At 40.8% G+C, this 20,196-nt stretch carries 12 protein-coding genes; 9 read left to right on the top strand and 3 right to left on the bottom strand.

The genetic code is table 11. The annotated features are described in order from the left end of the window. The first annotated feature begins 59 nt into the window (after positions 1–59). The 7 genes from HMPREF1532_RS01960 to HMPREF1532_RS01930 all read left to right on the top strand — a co-directional run bounded on the left by HMPREF1532_RS01960 (position 60) and on the right by HMPREF1532_RS01930 (position 9,784). Positions 60–2,321 (top strand): GH92 family glycosyl hydrolase, encoded by a 2,262-nt coding sequence (locus HMPREF1532_RS01960; protein ID WP_005924091.1) that lies wholly within the window; start codon positions 60–62, stop codon positions 2,319–2,321. Positions 2,322–2,543: 222 nt separating this feature from the next. Continuing rightward, entirely contained in the window at positions 2,544–3,776 is a 1,233-nt protein-coding gene (locus HMPREF1532_RS01955) for a Cof-type HAD-IIB family hydrolase (protein ID WP_005924089.1), read from the top strand. Continuing rightward, positions 3,776–4,897 (top strand): isochorismate synthase, encoded by a 1,122-nt coding sequence (locus HMPREF1532_RS01950; RefSeq protein ID WP_005924087.1) that lies wholly within the window; start codon positions 3,776–3,778, stop codon positions 4,895–4,897. The genes HMPREF1532_RS01955 and HMPREF1532_RS01950 overlap by 1 nt, the downstream gene beginning before the upstream one ends. Before the next feature lie 57 nt (positions 4,898–4,954). Beyond that, positions 4,955–6,628, top strand: coding sequence for a 2-succinyl-5-enolpyruvyl-6-hydroxy-3-cyclohexene-1-carboxylic-acid synthase (gene menD, locus HMPREF1532_RS01945; protein WP_005924085.1), 1,674 nt, complete (start codon positions 4,955–4,957; stop codon positions 6,626–6,628). Between the two features lie 48 nt (positions 6,629–6,676). After that, positions 6,677–7,501: a 1,4-dihydroxy-2-naphthoyl-CoA synthase gene (gene menB, locus HMPREF1532_RS01940; protein ID WP_005924083.1), complete on the top strand. Its 825-nt coding sequence runs from the start codon at positions 6,677–6,679 to the stop codon at positions 7,499–7,501. 142 nt (positions 7,502–7,643) lie between these two features. Continuing rightward, positions 7,644–8,663: an o-succinylbenzoate synthase gene (locus tag HMPREF1532_RS01935; protein ID WP_005924081.1), complete on the top strand. Its 1,020-nt coding sequence runs from the start codon at positions 7,644–7,646 to the stop codon at positions 8,661–8,663. A 29-nt stretch (positions 8,664–8,692) separates the two neighbouring features. Beyond that, positions 8,693–9,784 (top strand): AMP-binding protein, encoded by a 1,092-nt coding sequence (locus HMPREF1532_RS01930; RefSeq protein ID WP_021935487.1) that lies wholly within the window; start codon positions 8,693–8,695, stop codon positions 9,782–9,784. A gap of 18 nt (positions 9,785–9,802) precedes the next feature. On the opposite strand, the gene HMPREF1532_RS01925 is transcribed toward HMPREF1532_RS01930, so the two are convergent. Beyond that, entirely contained in the window at positions 9,803–10,396 is a 594-nt protein-coding gene (locus tag HMPREF1532_RS01925) for an RNA polymerase sigma-70 factor (RefSeq protein WP_025819252.1), read from the bottom strand. Between the two features lie 157 nt (positions 10,397–10,553). Here HMPREF1532_RS01925 and HMPREF1532_RS01920 point away from each other — a divergent pair, with 157 nt between their 5' ends. Further along, a complete protein-coding gene (locus HMPREF1532_RS01920) occupies positions 10,554–11,546 on the top strand; it encodes a FecR family protein (RefSeq protein WP_005924074.1) in 993 nt (330 codons plus the stop codon). Between the two features lie 379 nt (positions 11,547–11,925). On the opposite strand, the gene HMPREF1532_RS01915 is transcribed toward HMPREF1532_RS01920, so the two are convergent. Continuing rightward, positions 11,926–14,298 carry a beta-N-acetylhexosaminidase gene (locus HMPREF1532_RS01915; protein WP_005924071.1) on the bottom strand — a complete coding sequence of 791 codons (2,373 nt, stop codon included), beginning with the start codon at positions 14,296–14,298 and terminating at the stop codon, positions 11,926–11,928. A 142-nt stretch (positions 14,299–14,440) separates the two neighbouring features. Here HMPREF1532_RS01915 and galB point away from each other — a divergent pair, with 142 nt between their 5' ends. Then, a complete protein-coding gene (galB, locus tag HMPREF1532_RS01910) occupies positions 14,441–17,041 on the top strand; it encodes a beta-galactosidase GalB (RefSeq protein WP_005924069.1) in 2,601 nt (866 codons plus the stop codon). A 71-nt stretch (positions 17,042–17,112) separates the two neighbouring features. On the opposite strand, the gene HMPREF1532_RS01905 is transcribed toward galB, so the two are convergent. Next, entirely contained in the window at positions 17,113–20,181 is a 3,069-nt protein-coding gene (locus HMPREF1532_RS01905; RefSeq protein WP_005924067.1) for a glycoside hydrolase family 127 protein, read from the bottom strand. Positions 20,182–20,196: the final 15 nt, after the last annotated feature.

The raw sequence follows: 20,196 nt of genomic DNA, 5'->3' as shown, positions 1-20,196 counted from the left end.
ATGCACTTTTGCTTTCTTAAACTAATATACATTGAAACATTTCAAAAAAACGAATAGATATGAAACTTATTTCTGCACTAATCGGATGCTCTTTGTTACTGGGAATGGGCGCTTGTACTCAGACATCCACATCACAAGATTACACGAATTTCGTAAATCCATTTATTGGAACCGGAGGACATGGACATACCTATCCGGGGGTAGTTGTTCCTAATGGTATGATTCAGCCCAGCCCCGATACGCGTATTTATCAGTGGGACGCTTGTTCCGGCTATTATTACGATGATGCTACTATCAATGGCTTTTCTCATACACACCTTAGCGGTACAGGCTGTGGTGACTATGGCGACGTCTTGTTGATGCCTACGGTGGGTAAACAGGATTATCACGCCATGGGAACGGAAAGCCAGCAAATGGCATATGCATCTGCTTTTTCTCATCAGAATGAAGAAGCGCAACCGGGATATTATTCGGTTATGCTCGATCGCTATCAGGTGAAAGCCGAGCTTACTGCCACCAAGCGTGCGGCCATTCACCGTTATACTTTCCCGGAATCGGCTGAAGCCGGATTTATCTTGGATTTTGATTATAGTTTGCAACGCCAGAAAAATGAAGAGATGGAGTTGGAGGTGATCAGTGATACAGAAATCCGTGGACGTAAAAAAACAGTTTACTGGGCTTTTGACCAATATATTAATTTCTACGCAAAGTTTTCCAAGCCGTTTACTTATACAATGGTAACCGACTCAATGGCTCTTGACGAGGGTGGCCCGTTGCTGCCTACTGCAAAAGTATTGCTTCACTTCAATACAAAAGCCAATGAGGAGGTATATGTAAAAGTCGGCATTTCTGCTGTCGATATGGAAGGGGCGCGTAAGAATGTAGAAGCAGAAATTCCGGAATGGGATTTTGAAGGTGTTCGTAACGCAGCCCGTGCATCATGGAATAATTATCTTTCAAAAATAGATATCGATACAGATGATAAAGATCAGAAGATCATGTTCTATACGGCTCTTTATCATACCGGCATGCAACCTAATCTTTTTACAGATGTAGACGGCCGTTATCTGGGGATGGACTTAAAAACTCATCAGGGAGACGTGAATGAGCCGATGTATACCATATTCTCTTTGTGGGATACTTTCCGTGCCTATCATCCGCTGATGACAATTATCGATCCGGATCTGAATGAAGCATTTATCCGTTCTCTTATTCAGAAACATCGTGAAGGCGGTGTGTTCCCGATGTGGGAGTTGGCCGGAAACTATACCGGTACGATGATCGGATATCATGCGGTGCCTGTGGTGGTAGACGCTTATATGAAAGGATATCGTGATTTTGATGTCAATGAAGCCTATAAGGCTTGTTTGCGGGTGGCAGAGTACGATACGACCGGAATTAAATGCCCTCCGTTGGTATTGCCTCATTTGATGCCGCAGGCTAAGTACTGGAAGAATAAGATCGGTTATGTGCCTTGTGATAAGGACAACGAAGCGGTTGCCAAAGCATTGGAATATGCATATAATGATTGGTGTATCTCTGTGTTTGCCGAAAGCCTTGGAGATGTTGCCAATCACGACAAATATGCGAAGTTTGCCGAAGGATATAAAACTTATTTTGATCCGACTACCCGTTTTATGCGCGGGCTGGATAGCGAGGGTAACTGGCGTACACCTTTCAGTCCCCGTTCGTCTACACACCGCAGCGATGATTATTGTGAGGGAACTGCTTGGCAGTGGACTTGGTTTGTTCCTCATCAGATTGACGGATTAGTGGAATTGATGGGTGGTCGTGAGGGCTTTATCAACAAGCTCGACTCGCTCTTTACTGCTGACTCTTCACTGGAAGGCGAGATGACTTCTGCCGATATTTCCGGGTTAATCGGTCAGTATGCACATGGTAATGAACCGAGCCATCACATTATCCATATGTACAACTATGTAGACCAACCTTACAAAACACAGGAATTGGTAGACAGTGTATTGCACACGCTGTATTTCAATGATCCGAATGGTCTGTCGGGCAATGAAGATTGTGGGCAGATGTCTGCATGGTATATTCTCAATGCAATGGGATTCTATCAGGTATGTCCCGGTAATCCGGTATATTCGATAGGGCGTCCGCTGTTTAATAAAGCTACGGTCAATCTGAAAGATGGAAAGAAATTCACAGTGATAGCTAAAAATAATAGCCGTGAGAATAAATATATTCAGTCTATGGTATTGAATGGAAAGGCTTTGGATAAACCGTTCTTTACTCATCAGGATATTGTAAATGGAGGCACATTGGAATTGACAATGGGCGATCAGATTAAAAAGTAAATATTGAAAATAAAAGAAAACTGCGCGGTAGGTTGGTAAAACAATTGTCGCGCAGTTTTTTTATATGGGTTTGTACTGTTTTTGTGATATATCTATCTCAGACTTATATCTACCTTTTCGTCTTTCTAAATTTGTAACGGCAAAGCTTTTTTAATTTTTAATTCTCATTTTTTAATTTAATAATCCTACCTTTGCTGTCAAGAACCTCAAAACCGATAAGTCATGAAGTACAAATTATTAGTTCTTGATGTAGACGGAACATTGCTGAATAGTGAAAAAGAAATAAGTAAACGTACACTGGCTGCCTTATTGAAAGTACAGCAGATGGGAGTACGTATTGTATTGGCCTCCGGCAGACCGACATATGGTCTGATGCCTTTGGCTAAGACATTGGAACTTGGAAATTATGGAGGCTTTATTCTGTCTTATAATGGTGGCCAGATTATCAATGCACAGAATGGCGAACTGCTGTTTGAACGCAGAATAAATCCCGAAATGTTGCCTTATCTGGAAAAGAAAGCCCGTAAGAACGGTTTTGCTATCTTTACCTATCACGATGATACGATTATTACCGATTCACCCGAAAACGAACACATACGCAAGGAAGCGCAGCTTAACGGTTTGAAGATAATTGTGGAACCCGAATTTTCTATTGCAGTGGATTTTGCACCTTGCAAGTGTATGCTGGTCAGTGACGACGAGGAGGCCTTGATAGGGCTTGAAGAGCATTGGCGCAAAAGATTGAATGGGGCATTGGATGTATTTCGTTCGGAACCTTATTTCCTTGAAGTAGTACCTTGTTCAATTGATAAAGCAAATACATTGGGCGCTTTACTCGAGAAACTGGATGTTAGTTCGGAAGAAGTGATTGCTATTGGCGATGGAGTTTGCGATGTTTCGATGATACAATCTGCCGGGCTGGGGGTTGCAATGGGAAATGCGCAGGATTCTGTAAAGGTTTGTGCCGACCGGATTACTGCCTCCAATGATGAAGACGGGGTAGCGGAAGCGGTGGAAAAAGCAATACTTGCTGAGATTCGTCCGGCAGAAGTTCCTTTGGATCAGCTGAATCAACGTGCCCGTCATGCTTTGATGGGAAATTTGGGAATTCAATATACCTATGCTTCCGAAGATAGAGTGGAAGCTACCATGCCGGTAGACGAACGTACCCGCCAGCCTTTTGGTATTCTACACGGAGGGGCTACTTTGGCACTGGCTGAAACAGTTGCCGGATTGGGATCGATGATACTTTGTAAACCCGACGAGATAGTGGTGGGTATGCAAGTCAGTGGAAATCATATCTCTTCTGCTCATGAAGGAGATACTGTTCGTGCGGTGGCTTCTATTGTTCATAAAGGGCGTTCGTCACACGTATGGAATGTGGATGTATTTACTTCGACTGCCAAACTGGTATCTTCGATACGGGTGGTTAACAGTATTTTGAAAAAAGGATGATGGACACGTTAGAACAAGATATTTGTGCCGGAATAGACCGGTTTATAAAACTTCAGATTCCTTTTGCCATTTATCGTATTCCGGGAGAAAATGTGGTTCATTTCGTGTCGAAAGATCCTGGAGACTCTTGCGTCTTGCTATATGATATTGAAGAGTTGAACGGGCAGGCCGGGTTTGTGATTGCCCCTTTTAACGTAGGGCCGACTACACCGATCGTGTTGTTGAGGCCGGAAAGAGAAATGGTTGTGGACTTTGATCCTGCTTTGAAATGCCCGGGCGGAATACAACCGGATGTTTATCGGCAGATGCTTAATAATCAGGTAGTATCGCTGCAAGACGGATCGTCTACGGAAGGGTATGCCGGCCGTTTTGATGTTTTTATGGATGCTTTGAAAAAAAAGGAATTTAATAAGTTGGTACTTTCTCGTAGCCAGAAAGTGAATGTACCGCTTCTTTTTTCTCCCGCTACTGCATTTTATGAAGCATGTAGAAGGTATATTTATTCGTATGTGTATTTTTGCTATACTCCACATACAGGGGCGTGGTTGGGGAGCACTCCGGAAATAATTCTTTCCGGAGAAAGGAATAAATGGAATACGGTGGCTCTGGCAGGTACACAATCCTTACAGAATGGGGAACTGCCGCGAGAGTGGGATGACAAGAATCGGGAGGAACAGGAGTATGTTGCCTCTTATATCCGGAGTCAGTTGTTATCTTTGGGTATACAGCCTGCAGAATTCGGTCCTTATCCGGCTTTTGCCGGAGCGTTGTCTCATCTGAAAACCGATTTTCATTTCTCATTGCCGGATAATGACAGTTTGGGAGATTTACTTAAACTGCTACATCCTACACCTGCGGTTTGCGGGCTTCCCAAAGAAAAAGCTTATCAGTTTATCCTGGATCATGAGGATCATGAACGGCGCTATTATTCAGGATTTATCGGTATGTTGAATCCGGATGGGAAGACAGATTTGTATGTCAATTTGAGATGTATGAATATAACATCGGAGGTATTGACTCTTTATGCCGGTGGTGGATTGCTTGCTTCATCCGAATTGGAAGATGAGTGGCAAGAGACAGAAAAGAAAATGCGAACGATGAAGAATCTAATAATGTGTTGAATATGCTGCATGGTAATTGGCACATTGGTATATTGACGTATTGAATAATTATTTATCATGTATACAGATAAAAAGAATATCCTCCAGTTAGTAGCATTGCTTGAAGCTCATGGAGTAAAAAAAATCGTGTTATGTCCGGGAAGTCGTAATATACCTCTGGTACACACGCTTTCTACACATTCTTCTTTTACCTGTTATCCTGTAACGGACGAGCGGAGTGCCGGCTTTTTTGCTATCGGGCTGGCTTTGAACGGGGGAGGTCCGGCCGCTGTTTGCTGTACATCGGGTACGGCGTTGCTTAATCTGCATCCGGCTGTGGCTGAGGCTTTTTATCAAAATGTCCCTCTTGTTGTAATTTCAGCCGATCGTCCTGCTGCCTGGATCGGTCAGATGGATGGACAGACATTACCGCAACCCGGTGTTTTTAGCAATTTGGTGAAGAAATCAGTCAATCTTCCGGAGATTTATACAGATGAAGATGAGTGGTATTGCAATCGGCTCATCAATGAGGCTCTGCTCGAAACGCATCATCATGGCAAAGGGCCGGTACATATTAATGTTCCGGTTACCGAACCTATATTCCGTTTTACTGTAGAATCGCTTCCGGAGGTGCGTGTTATTACCCGTTACCAAGGTCTGAACGTCTATGATCGTGATTATAACGAGCTTATCAAGCGCTTAAACCAATATCAGAAACGTATGATCATTGTCGGGCAGATGAACCTTATTTATCTGTTTGAGAAAAAGTATTCAAAGCTGCTTTATAAGCATTTTGCATGGCTGACTGAACATATCAGTAATCAGACTATTCCTGGTATTCCTGTGAAGAATTTCGATGTGGCACTTTATGCTATGGATGAGGATACACAGGAAAAGATGGTACCCGAACTACTGATAACTTATGGTGGGCATGTGGTTTCCAAACGGTTGAAGAACTTCCTTCGTAAGAATCCTCCGAAAGAACATTGGCATGTCTCGGCAGATGGTGAGGTGATCGATCTTTATGGTTCTCTGACTACCGTCATTGAAATGGATCCTTTTGAGTTCCTTGAGAAGATTGCTTTTTTATTAGAGAACAAAACCCCTCAATATCCTCTTTTGTGGGAAAATTATTGCAAAGGATTACCTCAGCCGGAATTTCCTTATTCGGAGATGGCTGCTATCGGTGCATTGATAAAAGCTTTGCCGGAACAGTGTGCGCTCCATTTGGCCAATAGCTCTGTGATACGTTATGCACAGTTGTTTACAGTTGCTTCATCGGTTGAGGTGTGTTGCAACCGGGGGACGAGTGGCATTGAAGGTTCTTTGTCAACGGCTGTGGGATATGCTGCGGCTTCGGATAAATTGAATTTTGTAGTGATCGGCGATCTGAGTTTCTTCTATGATATGAATGCTTTGTGGAATACCAACTTGGGCCCGAATCTGCGTATTCTCCTTTTAAATAATGGAGGAGGGGAAATCTTTCATACCTTGCCGGGGCTGGAAATGTCCGGTACGTCGCATAAATTCATAACAGCTGTTCATAAGACCTCTGCTCGTGGCTGGGCCGAAGAGCGTGGCTTTCTTTATCAGAAAGTGGAAGATGAAGTACAACTGGAAGAAACTATGGCCATGTTTACACAACCGGAACCGATGACACATCCGGTATTGGTAGAGGTCTTTACTAATAAAAATAAAGATGCCAGAATATTGAAAGATTATTATCACAAGAATAAAAGGAATGATAAGTGATTAGAAATCACTTATTACTTATTGTTCATCACTAATCACTAATTTACTATGTCAACAGAAAGAAAATGGGAAACAATCAAAGAATATGAAGATATTCTTTTTGATTATTATAATGGAATTGCCCGTATTACTATTAATCGGGAGCGTTATCGTAATGCATTCACGCCTACCACCACCGGAGAGATGAGTGATGCTCTGCGTATTTGCCGCGAAGAGGCTTGTGTCAGTGTGGTTGTTATTACCGGTGCCGGTGATAAGGCTTTTTGCAGTGGCGGTGACCAGAATGTAAAGGGGCGTGGTGGATATATCGGTAAAGATGGAGTGCCCCGCTTGAGTGTACTTGATGTACAAAAGCAGATTCGTAGTATCCCGAAACCTGTTATTGCCGCAGTAAACGGATTTGCTATCGGTGGCGGTCATGTGCTTCATGTGGTATGTGATTTAAGTATTGCATCTGATAATGCTATTTTCGGGCAGACCGGTCCCCGTGTAGGAAGTTTTGATGCCGGTTTTGGTTCTTCTTATCTGGCTCGTGTGGTAGGACAGAAAAAAGCACGCGAGATATGGTTTCTTTGTCGGAAATACAATGCGCAGGAGGCACTTGATATGGGATTGGTGAATAAAGTCGTACCTTTGGAACAACTTGAAGATGAATATGTGCAATGGGCAGAAGAAATGATGCAGCTCAGTCCGCTTGCTTTGCGTATGATCAAAGCCGGATTGAATGCGGAACTCGATGGACAGGCGGGTATTCAGGAGCTTGCAGGCGATGCTACCATGCTTTATTATATGACAGACGAGGCACAGGAAGGAAAGAATGCTTTTCTCGAAAAACGTAAACCGGATTTTAAGCAATTCCCCAAACTGCCATAGTTTTTGTTAAGAGCCTGCTTTTGATTTTGCCCAGCATTATTTGAGAGTTATTCATGAGGATGTTTTTCTGTTTTTATTGTACTCATATAATTGGCTGATCCGGATTATACGAGTACATAATTTTTAAGAGATTTGATTTCATATGTATACTATAAAGATTGTTCCTCGCCGGCTTCATTTTAAGCAGCCGGCAGGAACTTCAAGAGGCTCTTATACCACTCGTGATGTGTGGTATCTCCATCTTACATCCGATAAATATCCGGATAGGGTCGGTATTGGTGAGTGCGCTCCTCTTCCAAAGTTGAGTTGTGATGATATGCAGGGATATGAGTCGGTTTTGGCTCATATCTGTAATGAAGTAACTGAGCAGGGCGGTTTCTCAGTTGAATCGCTTCGTGATTATCCTTCTATTCTTTTCGGACTTGAAACTGCTTTCCGACATTTAGAGAGAGGATGTTTTGAACTTTGGGATACGCCTTTTTCACGTGGTGAAGTCGGTATTCCTATTAATGGACTTATTTGGATGGGAGATTACAAAAAGATGCTGGAACAGATAGAAGCTAAAATGGCTGTCGGTTTCCGTTGCATAAAATTGAAAATAGGTGCTATCAATTTTGAAGAAGAATTGGCACTGTTGCGTTTCATCCGTTCCCACTTTTCTGCAAAAGAAGTAGAGCTTCGTGTGGATGCCAATGGGGCTTTTGCTCCTGCCGATGCGATGGAAAAACTGAAACGTTTGGCGGAACTCGACTTACACTCTATAGAGCAGCCTATCCGTGCCGGGCAATGGGAAGATATGGCACGTTTGACTGCTGAAACTCCGTTACCCATCGCGTTGGATGAGGAATTGATCGGGATTAATATTCCTGAAAGAAAGCAATGCTTACTTGATAGTGTCCATCCTCAGTATATCATTCTGAAGCCGTCACTACATGGGGGGATGGCTGGTGGAAACGAGTGGATAAGAGAAGCGGAAAAGAGAAATATCGGTTGGTGGATTACTTCTGCATTGGAATCTAACATAGGGCTGAATGCGATAGCACACTGGTGTGCCACATTCAATAATCCTCTGCCGCAAGGTCTTGGTACAGGTGCACTTTTTACAAATAATGTAGATATGCCGCTTGAAGTAAGAAAAGATAGTTTGTGGTACTTGAAATAATAGTATGGGTAGATTGCTGTTTTATTATTATGCAACTGGATATAAAAGAACAAAGTTTAATATTGGAGGGTAAGAAGTATTCCCGGAAAGAATTAATGTCTTTATCTGCCAATGCTACCGGAGATAATACTTCTTCTTTTTTATTGGATTTATACCGTTTTCTTGCAGACTGGTTTAGTGATTCTCCTTTTATGACGGTACATACTTCCGGTTCTACCGGAACACCAAAGGTGTTGACAGTCCGTAAAGAACAAATGATGCAAAGCGCTCGCATGACCTGTGAGTTTTTGAATCTTCATACTGGGGATACGGCATTGCTCTGTATGCCTCTGCAATATATAGCCGGAAAAATGATGGTAGTCCGTGCATTGGTTGCCGGCTTGAATCTTATATTGCGTACTCCTTCCGGGCATCCTTTGGCTGATGTTACTGTGCCGCTTCGTTTTGTAGCTATGGTGCCTTTACAAGTATTTAATACTTTGCAGGTGCTTCGGGAAAAGGAACGGCTTTGTCACACAGATATCCTTATAATAGGGGGAGGAGCAATAGATGCTGCTTTGGAAAATGAGATACGTTTGTTGCCTGGCGAAATCTATTCTACTTATGGTATGACCGAAACATTGTCTCATATTGCTTTACGACGCTTGAACGGTTCTTCAGCATCACCGTATTATCGGCCTTTTTCATCTGTGGAACTTTCTCTTTCTCCAGAAAATACGTTGGTAATAAAGGCACCTTTGGTTTGTGATGATATTTTGTTTACTAACGATGTGGCGCAACTGTATCCGGATCATAGTTTTGTAATTCTTGGGAGAAAAGACAATATAATAAATAGTGGAGGGATAAAAATACAGATAGAAATATTGGAGGAACTTTTAAAATCCTCTATCACTATTCCGTTCGCTATAACCTCTGTTCCGGATGCTAAATTAGGGCAGGCAGTGGTGTTATTGCTGAAAGAAGGTGCCGGGATTGAAAAAGTAGAAGAGAAAATCTGTGCCGTATTGCCTAAATATCAGCAACCCCGAAAAATTCTTTTTATCCCTGAAATCCCTTTGACGGGTAATGGCAAAATAGATCGGAGTCAATGTCGGTTGTTGGCTGAAAAAATGATACAATAATAAAGGTATTCATCTGTTCTACAGTCGAAAATTGTATAAAAGTAATAATAATGGCAAGTAGTCTTTTAGTTCTATACGTAAGATTTTCAAGGCTTGACTTATCCGATAGTTTATAGTCTGGGGAGATACTTTTAACTTTTCTGCAATTTCTTTATGTGTAAGATGATATTTTCTATTCAGTTCATATGATTCCCGAAATTCGGCTGGTAATTTTCCTAAAGCTTTGTTGTAAAGTCGGATTAGTTCATTCTCTAAATAAGTATCCGGGTTTTCGAATTCTTGCTCGTACTTTTCAGCTATCTCTTGATGCACTTTGCGACGAACGTCATGATGGGTAATCCGGTTTAATGCTTTGTTTTTTACAATGGTAAAAAGTAAAGTTTTTAGTGTGAGCTCTGCTATTAAACTGGATCTGTTTTCCCACAACCACATCATGGTGTCTTGTACGATTTCTTCTGATTCATGTTGTGAAACATATTGAGAACAAAATGCACATAATCCACGAAAGTAATAACGATATACCTCTTCGAAAGCTTGTTCATCATTACCCTTTATTGCGGCAATTACAGATTTATTGTCAGTTATATCTAAAGGTTTAGTAGAGTTCCCCATCGTTTTAATTAAAATGTACACAAACATAATTATAATTTCTCCATTTTCAAAATGAATCATTAAATAATATTTTTTTTGTTTCTCATTTAGTATATTTGCACTCATAATTGTACTATTTACAGGTAATAGTATATAAAAGGTATAAGATTGAAGTGTAATGGATGAAATTAGATTACTGAATTATCTAAAAGGAGAACTCAGTGAAGAGGAAATATTGCAGGTAGAGGCTTGGTATGAGGCTTCTCCAGACAATAAGAAAATGCTTGAACAGTTGTATTATACAATGTTTATTGGAGAGCGTGCGGCGGTGATGGAGTCTGTTGACGTAGAAAAATCTTTGAATCGATTGAAGACTGCCATAAAAAGAAAGGAAGATGCGACTACAAAAATCCGTTCTGCCAAGTGGAAGCGTTATGTATTTCCATTAGCTGCTTTTTTCACCGGAATCGTTTTAACTGTCGGTCTTTCTTATATAACATTAAATAATAAAGTTTCGAATTATATTGTGGCGACTCCAGCCGGCCAGCGTGCTCAGTTCGTATTGCCTGATGGTTCTAAGGTGTGGCTGAACTCTTCTACTCAGTTGTCTTATAGAAATTCTTTTTGGAGTAAGAAAAGGCAAGTCGCTCTTGTTGGTGAAGCGTATTTTGAGGTGGTACACAATGACGATTCCCCTTTTATTGTTAGCAGTAAGAATATACAAACACGAGTATTGGGTACTAAATTTAATGTGCGTGCCCGGGCAGAAGAAGAGAAAGTGGTTACTACTTTGTTGAAAGGGTCGGTTTGTGTTGATATACCCGGAGGGGAACAGGAAGGTCTTATTTTGAAGCCCGGGCAGATGCTTAATGTTAATTCCAAAACATTACAGTCTGAACTTGTAGATTCGTCCAGAGCGCGGGATGTACTTTTGTGGATAAATGGAAAACTAACCTTTGATAAAGCCGCATTTGTGGATATTACCAGTTGTTTGGAAAAGCATTTTGATGTTAGTTTCCATTTTCAGGATGAACAATTAAAAAAGGAAGTGTTTACCTGCGAATTTCATACGGATAATGACATTAATAATATTTTGGCAGTTCTGTCTTTAACGAAGCACTTTCAATATAAGATAGAAGGTAAAGATGTTTATTTGTCAGCGGTGAAATAAATTTTTTATTTAGCCTAGCCATTGATTCCTTAATAGATCTCTTAAGATTGGTGTTATTTTCACCATCTTGAGGGATTTTTTATTTCTGAAATAAAGTAGTATTGGTTTGTTCCCAATAATGTATAAGAAGCATATGTAATGGGTTATATATTAGGAATATCAAAGCATTGAAGATGTAGAATAGCTGTTTCAATAAATGAAAATGGAATATAAACTTCTCTCTGATATTTGATTTATACAACGAGAGCATCGCATAAATGAATGGCTTATAAGTAAGTATACACTTTTATCAGGCAGAAGTCTATATTCTTATATAATAAAAGTGTACACCTTTGCATGTCAAAAGTGTACACTTTTATTTTGATTGATTATCAGATGTTTACTCTACGATAACTTCGTCTACAAAGAGATGTCCCTTTTCTGTCCGGGCACCGTGCCAATCGGGTATGCAGGAAGTTGTGTTTACTAATACTTTTACTCGGTCAGCTTCCACTTCTTTGAACTGGCAACTGTATTCTGCCAACCCGTCCTTAATATCGGCTGTAGCCAGAGGAATACTTGTTTCTCCCTGTTTTACAAATTCACCGTTTTTGCCGGTAGCAGTCCATACTGTGATTTTCGTCGGTGGGAAAACATATTCTCCAACCTGTATCATAACACCTATTTTTACAGAAGATATAGGGGTCGATTCTCCAAGATCGATCGTGATATCCATCGGCTCATCGAAGAATCCCAGCCAGTATCCGGTGCTATAGTTGAAATCACCGCGTAATCCGTCTGTGAGTATAGAAGCTCCGGCAAATGTATACTTTTCTGTGGGGGCAGTGGCTAAAGTAACTTTTTTGCCGGTAGCTTTATTGAATTGGAACTCTTTTTTGAAAGTTCTGATTTTGACATTTTCTCTTATGGCAGTAGCTTGCAATACGCAATTCTCTGTAATTTTGATAGGTTTATTATAGCGTGTGCTCTTTTCGGTCGGTTCTGTTCCGTCTAATGTATAATAGATCGGGGCATCCCCCATTGTACTCAATGTAACTTCCACTGTGCCATCCGAAGACGGTACATCGTATTTTGCCGCTATCTCATAAATATGTTTTCCATAATTCACACCCATCTTGTTATATATAGCCAGAATATGATCAAGATTTCCGAGGAAACGTTCCCAATTCTTGTTTTCCGGTTGGGTCCATTGCACTTCACTTAATGCCGCCAAACGAGGTAACAGCATGTATTCAAGATGCTCATTGCTTAATATGTATTCCGTCCACAGATTGCCTTGCGCACCGATAATGTATTTACGTTCTTCTTCATTCAGTGAAGCCGGAACAGGTTCCAATGAGTATACTTTCTCCACAGGATTGTATCCACCGATAGCCAAAGGTTCATCCTGTGTGTTCATTGTGGGGTAATAATCCAGATATACATAATTATTAGGTGTCATGATTACCGGGTGTTTCAAGCGTGCCGCTTCAATTCCACCGTCCATTCCACGCCATGACATTACTGTTGCATTAGGGGCCAGTTCTCCTTCCAGAATTTCATCCCAGCCGATTATTTTACGTCCGTGATCGTTTAAGAATTTCTCTACGCGGGCCGTAACATAACTTTGCAGGAAGAATTCCGCTTTATGTTTGTCATTCGCTTTCAATCCTTCGGCTTTAATACGTGCTTGGCATTTCGGGCATTTTTCCCAACGGACTTTCGGGCATTCGTCACCACCTATGTGGATGTATTCCGAGGGGAATAATTCCATTACTTCTGTCAATACATCTTCTATGAAAGTAAAGGTTTTCTCTTTTCCCGGACACAATACGTCGTCACGTACTCCCCATTGACCGGATACTTCATATGGTCCACCCGTACATCCCAAATCGGGGTAGGCTGCCAATGCTGCCATCATATGTCCCGGGAGATCGACTTCCGGAATGATATTGATGCAACGTTCTTCTGCATACTTTACCACTTCTTTTATATCTTCCTGAGTATAAAACCCGCCGTAAGGAGTCGTGTCATAATTATCCCACTCTTTGCGTATCATGGTTTTGTTACGGATACTTCCAATTTCTGTCAATCGGGGATATTTTTTTATTTCAATACGCCATCCTTGGTCGTCTGTCAGATGCCAATGTAATGTATTCTGTTTGTGGAGGGCCATAAGGTCGAGTATCTTTTTCATTTCCTCTTTGGGGAAGAAATGGCGGGCTACGTCAATGTGCAAGCCTCTATATCCGAATCGTGGAGCATCTTTTATCTCCATACAAGGTAACGTCCACTGAGCATCCGATGTTGGCTGATCTCCATAGATAGCTGTCGGTAACAGTTGCTTTAATGTCTGTATAGCATAAAAAATACCACTACGGTCGGAGGCCTGTATTATAACAGCATCAGGTTGAATACTTAGTTCATACCCTTCCGGGACTATGTCTTTGTTGGCTTTAAAAACAATGTTCTTTTTAGGGAGGGCTTCTGTTCCTTCCAAAGGTTGGGATGTCGTTTGAAATCCGGATATTGCATTCAAATTCTGAGCGAATGAGTCAATAATGGAAAGACTGTTTTTGTCCAATTCCGGAGATACGTAAAAAACGGTAGACTGATTGAAAGCAAAATGTCCCGCGTTCGTTTTTAATTCATTCGGTTGAGGGATGAGGGAGCATTGATCTTTGTTTCCTTTTTCCTGACAAGAAGTCATACTTAACAGGAGTGTGCATAGAGATACGGATAGTACTCTGTGAAAGTGCTTCGATAAACTCATAAGTAGTAATTTAATGGGTTATTGATAATTCCTTTATTATATAATACAATTGTAAAGCGAGTAGTACTAACCTAAAAGTGATTATTTTATAGACAGTTCTTAAAATAGTTGATTTCTAATATTTTGTGTTTTGAAAATTAGGATGATTGAACTGATTTTGTATATATTTGCCTGTCTCAAAATAGATTTATTCTTTACTTTTAATTTGAATACCATGCAGAAATTTTTATTTGTTGTTGCACTAACATTACTCTATTTGACCAATTGCGAAGTAATACGAGCTGCCGGTGATGCAGGACCAACGCGTACACGGTATACGTTTGAAAAAGGATGGAAATTTATTCGTTCGGATCATACGGATTTCAGTCAACCGGATTATGATGACAGCCGTTGGCAGTCGGTAACGGTACCTCACGATTGGGCTGTTTATGGTCCTTTCAGTATTCAGAATGACCGGCAAAAGGTGGCTATAACACAAGACGGGCAGAAAGAGGCCATGGAGCATGCCGGACGTACGGGCGGATTGCCATTCGTAGGTGTGGGTTGGTATCGGTTGGACTTTGAAGTTCCTGCATTCGATAGAAGCAAAAAGGCGACTCTGGTATTTGATGGGGCTATGAGCCATGCCAGAGTTTATATCAACGGGAAAGAAGCCGGCTATTGGCCATATGGTTATAATACTTTTTATTTGGATGTGACACCGTATTTGAATGCCGGTGGAAAAAATATAATGGCTGTACGTCTGGAGAATGATGTGGAATCTTCCCGTTGGTATCCGGGTGCAGGACTGTATAGAAATGTACATTTGATTGTAAATGAAGATGTGCATATTCCCATGTGGGGGACGCAGTTGTCTACGCCGGTAGTGAAAAATGATTTTGCACGGGTACGTCTGAATACATCGTTGGTGATGCCGGAAGGAAAATCATCTTCGTCTTATCGTATTGTCACTGAAATAAAAAATGCGGTTGGAAGTGTCGTTTGTAAGGGGGAGAAGCAACTTACTGACTTTGACGGTCAAACGTTCTCTCAGGAATTTGTAGTAGAAAAGCCGGAACTTTGGACTCCGGATGCCTCTTATTTATATACGGCAGAATCGAAAGTTTATGAAGGCAATGTAGTGAAGGATGAATCGGTCACTCCGTTCGGTATTCGTTCTATAGAGATTATTCCGAATAAAGGATTCTTTCTGAATGGAAAAAAAACAGTGTTTAAAGGTGTTTGTAATCATCACGATTTGGGGCCTTTGGGGGCTGCCGTGAATGATGCGGCGATTCGTCGTCAGATACGCATATTGAAAGATATGGGATGTAATGCAATCCGTACTTCTCATAATATGCCTGCACCCGAGCTTGTGAGGGCTTGTGACGAGATGGGAATGATGCTTATGGTGGAGACTTTCGATGAGTGGAAGGCAGCCAAGTGTGAGAATGGCTATAATAAAGTGTTTGATGAATGGGTAGAGAAGGATTTGGTAAATGTATTACGGCATTATCGTAATAATCCGAGTGTGGTGATGTGGTGTATCGGTAATGAAGTTCCGGATCAGTGGAACGGAGATCAGGGGCCGAAACTATCACGCTATTTGCAGGATATCTGTCATCGGGAAGATCCTACTCGTCCGGTAACACAGGGGATGGATGCACCGGATGCTGTAATAAATAATAATATGGCTGCTGTAATGGATGTTGCCGGTTTCAATTACCGTCCTCATAAATATCCGGAAGCTTATAAGAAGCTTCCCCAACAGATAATCTTGGGTAGCGAGACTGCTTCTACGGTAAGTTCACGGGGGGTATATAAGTTTCCGGTAGTGCGTGCATGGATGAAAAAGTATGATGACCATCAGGCTTCCTCTTATGATGTGGAACATTGTGGCTGGTCTAATTTACCCGAAGACGACTTTATCCAGCATGAGGATTTGCCATATTGTATCGGTGAATTTGTGTGGACCGGTTTTGATTATTTGGGAGAACCTACTCCTTATTATACGGACTGGCCAAGTCATTCTTCTTTGTTCGGGATTATCGACTTGGCGGGATTGCCAAAAGACCGTTATTATCTGTATCGCAGCCACTGGAATAAGGAAAAGGAGACATTGCATATTTTACCTCACTGGAACTGGAAAGGCCGTGAAGGAGAGGTAACTCCGATTTTCGTGTATACGAATTATCCTTCCGCAGAGTTATTTATAAATGGAAAAAGTCAGGGAAAGCGTACTAAAGACTTATCTGTAACGGTTCACAACAGTGCCGATTCTGTTTCTATGATGAATTTGAAACGCCAGCAGCGTTATCGTTTGATGTGGATGGATACTAAATATGAACCGGGTACTGTGAAAGTTATTGCCTATGATAAAAATGGAATGGCTGTTGCAGAGAAAGAAATACATACGGCCGGTGCACCACATCATATAGAACTTGTTCCGGATAGAACTCTCTTGCAAGCCGATGGGAAAGATCTTTGTTTTGTAACGGTGAGAGTGGTGGATAAGGAAGGAAATCTTTGTCCGGATGCAACTGATGAAATCAGTTTTAAAGTGAAAGGCGCAGGTGTTTATTGTGCGGGAGCCAATGGAAATCCGGCGTCGTTGGAATCTTTCCAGTTACCGAAAATGAAGGTTTTCAGCGGTATGATGACGGCCATTGTCCAAACGACGGATAAACCGGGAGATATTGTTCTGGAAGCTATCGGGCGTGGATTAAAGAAGGCTGTTCTAAACCTTCAAAGTGAAAGTAAATAAGAATAAAAGCCCGTTTGAAAGTACATTGAACGGGCTTTGTTTTTTGGTTCACTCAATATCATAGATAAAAATTAGATCACAATTTTTATACATTGCTGTTTTTTTTCATTGTCGGTAATTAGGTATACGAAAAAAAGCCCTTTACCGACTTTCTCTTTTAAGGTTATGTTTTTTTGTATATGAACTTTTTCTTTATAAAAAATAACACCTGTTGTGTTGATCAGTGTGACTGTTCCTGTAAAATCCTGTCCGGAATGATTGGTGATAGTGATATACGAGTTATTGTTACTAACAGAGAAAGGAACTTGACGTTCCTTTTCTATTGTATGTATATCAGTTATTGATCCTCCCGAAAATGTATATGCATAGTATAATCCTCCAGCAGCTCGTTGTGTCATTTTTAGGGTGACTGTTATTTGGCTTTTTCCTATTGTCAGTTCTTTTGCTATTGGATAGAGAACTTCAAATATTTCATTGGGCTTATTTTGCAGTAATTCTTGCTTGCCTATTTCTTGGTTATCTATGAGGATAGTGAATTTTCTTTCGTTAGCTTCTCCACCCCAATAGGTTAGTTGTAAAATATTGGCTTTATCTGCCGAGCATTTCATATCGAATGATATGCTTGCATTTGTTTGGTTGGCATCCACCCAAGGGTGTCCCATGTTAATACCAGTTCTTTTATTACCGGTGAAACTAAAGTTGTGTTCAATCAGGTAGGGTTCTTTAGGTAACAAATAATCATGTATGATTACTGTCTTTTCAGCCATGTATTTCTTTTTAAATATTTTGGCGTGATAAATAGGACCTGCTGTGTTATTGGAATTGATAGCTCGTAATTTTACAACCACTTTGTTTTTTCCTTTTGTCAAGTGAAATGGTACAGGATAAGCAATACGGAAGAACTCATTAGGTTTGATTCTGGCTGTTAAACTTTCAGATGCAATTATTTCACCGTCTATTAAAATGTCAAATTGATTGGTTTTACCGCCATCATTTCCCCAATACATAAGCGACAGATCGACGGGGATATCAGGGTCTACTGTCATCTCAAAAGAAAAATAACCTCCTTTACTTGAACACCATTTTCCACCGGAAATGCCTGTTCCTTTGTTCACATTTTCTCCTTTAAAATTGTGATCTATTTCCGGTTGTTGTTCATTGGCTCGGAAATAATCCACCATCAAACGCTCCAATTCCATTTCTTCTTCCTGTTGTTTTTTGTATTCCTCACGTTTTTTTTCCCATTCTTCAGGAGTGAAATAGTCGAAATACACTGTATAACGAGTATTATGCATTTTATAGAAAGGTAGGAAATTAACCTCTTTATTTGATTCATCTTTGCCCCAGAAATTACCGGGGGTGGTACCTGGAGTCATCCAGTCAGAAATGTTTTTATTCTCATGGCGAATAAAGACGGGGGGAGTTTGGGTAATATCTGTTTTGCCTGCCAATACAATAGGACCATTGAGAAATGCGGTTTTATATTTGTCTCCTAATAGCTGTTCTTTAGTGAGGGTCTTGGGAAGATTAATTTCTATTTTATCATTTGTTTTCCATTCTCGGGTGATAGACACATATGAACCGGGGGGACTGTTGAATACTTGTTCTGTTCCGTTTATTTTTATGCTATATCCGGATTGCACCCAGTTGGGAAAGCGTACATGAAAAGTCAGTGTCTGGGGTACTGTTTCTGTAATGGTAATGGTTGTGTTGTCAGTATCCGGAAAATTGTTTGTTTGTTTCAGTTTCATGTTTTTCTCACTCCAGTCCAATTCGGAAGGAATGTATAGGTTGATATACAGCTCATTTTCATTGTGTGAGTATATCTGTTCAGCGTATTTTACGTGATTTTCAAATCCTGTACCTACACAGCACCAAAAGTTGTTTTCAGCGTTACAGTAGTTCTTTTGTGAATTGGCTGCCAACGGAACACAATAGCAAACCATTCCTGTTTCGGGATTTTGTGAAGCAAGAATATGATTATATAATGCACGTTCGTAGAAATCCATCAGTTCTGCGGAAGGGTTCCATGCAAAAAGATGGCGTGTGAGCTTGAGCATGTTGTAGGTATTGCAGGTTTCGGTTGTCTTATTCGATAATTCTCCCGATAATTTCCCCGGTTCTACAAAATGTTCGTAATTACTATTACCTCCAATACAATAGGAATGCTCGTGGGTAACCGTGTGCCAAAAGTAACTGGATATGGTATGATGGTCTTGGTTGCCGGTAAGTTCATAAGAACGTGAAGTGCCGATTACTTTGGGGATTTGCGTATTGGCATGCAGTCCGGCTAATTCATTTTTTCTTTTCGATAGTGGATCTAATACTTTTTTGTGATAAAATTTATTGGCTATTTCCAAATGTCTGGTATCTCCTGTAATGGCATATACATTATATAAGGCATCGTTCATACCACCGTGTTCACAAGTAAGGATATTTTGCCACTGCTCTTCAGTCAGATCTTTGAATTTGTCGCATGCCCAGTCGGTAAGTGCAATAACAATGGTTTTGGCTGTTTCATTTTCACCAAAAATGTAGGCATCTATTAATCCTGACCATAGTTTATGAAGATTATACCATGGTACCCATACGTTATTCAGATTAAAATTGCGTCCATCAATAATTCCTTTGGATACGTCATCCCACAGTTTGTCTTCGTTGGGGATGGCACCCACATAACCGGTCCCACGCTTGTCTTGGCATCTTTTCAGTTCAGAAATGCAATAATCAAGACGTATTTTAATGTCTTCTTCTCCTGTGGTTGCATATAACATGGACAGGGCAGATATGTAATGTCCGAATGAAAAACCGCTTTGATCGGTATTTTCCCAACCGCCATAAATGGTTCCCTTAGTGGGTAGTCCGGCGTTTGCATGGAAACGATGTAAGAAACGATCGGGTTTAAGGGTTTCCATCAACCATTTTCTGTCAGCGTTCATTGCTGTTTTAAACGGACTGTCTAACAAACGGATTTGTTTTAGGTGGAAAGAATAGGCTTTGATTTCTATCTTCGGTTTGACCGCCATTTTGGTATCGTCTTTCATAGGGACGTAATTTTGGGAGTGTGCCTTTTGTGGGTAGGGAATAAATATTCCTATAAGTACGATTAATAGCACTTTTACTTGTTTTCTTGTTTTCATGGTTTTACTGTACGA

The sequence above is a fragment of the Bacteroides salyersiae WAL 10018 = DSM 18765 = JCM 12988 genome, from assembly GCF_000381365.1.
GTDB lineage: Bacteria > Bacteroidota > Bacteroidia > Bacteroidales > Bacteroidaceae > Bacteroides > Bacteroides salyersiae.
Note: the sequence above shows the minus strand (reverse complement) of the source record. Positions and strands in the feature narration are given on the sequence as shown.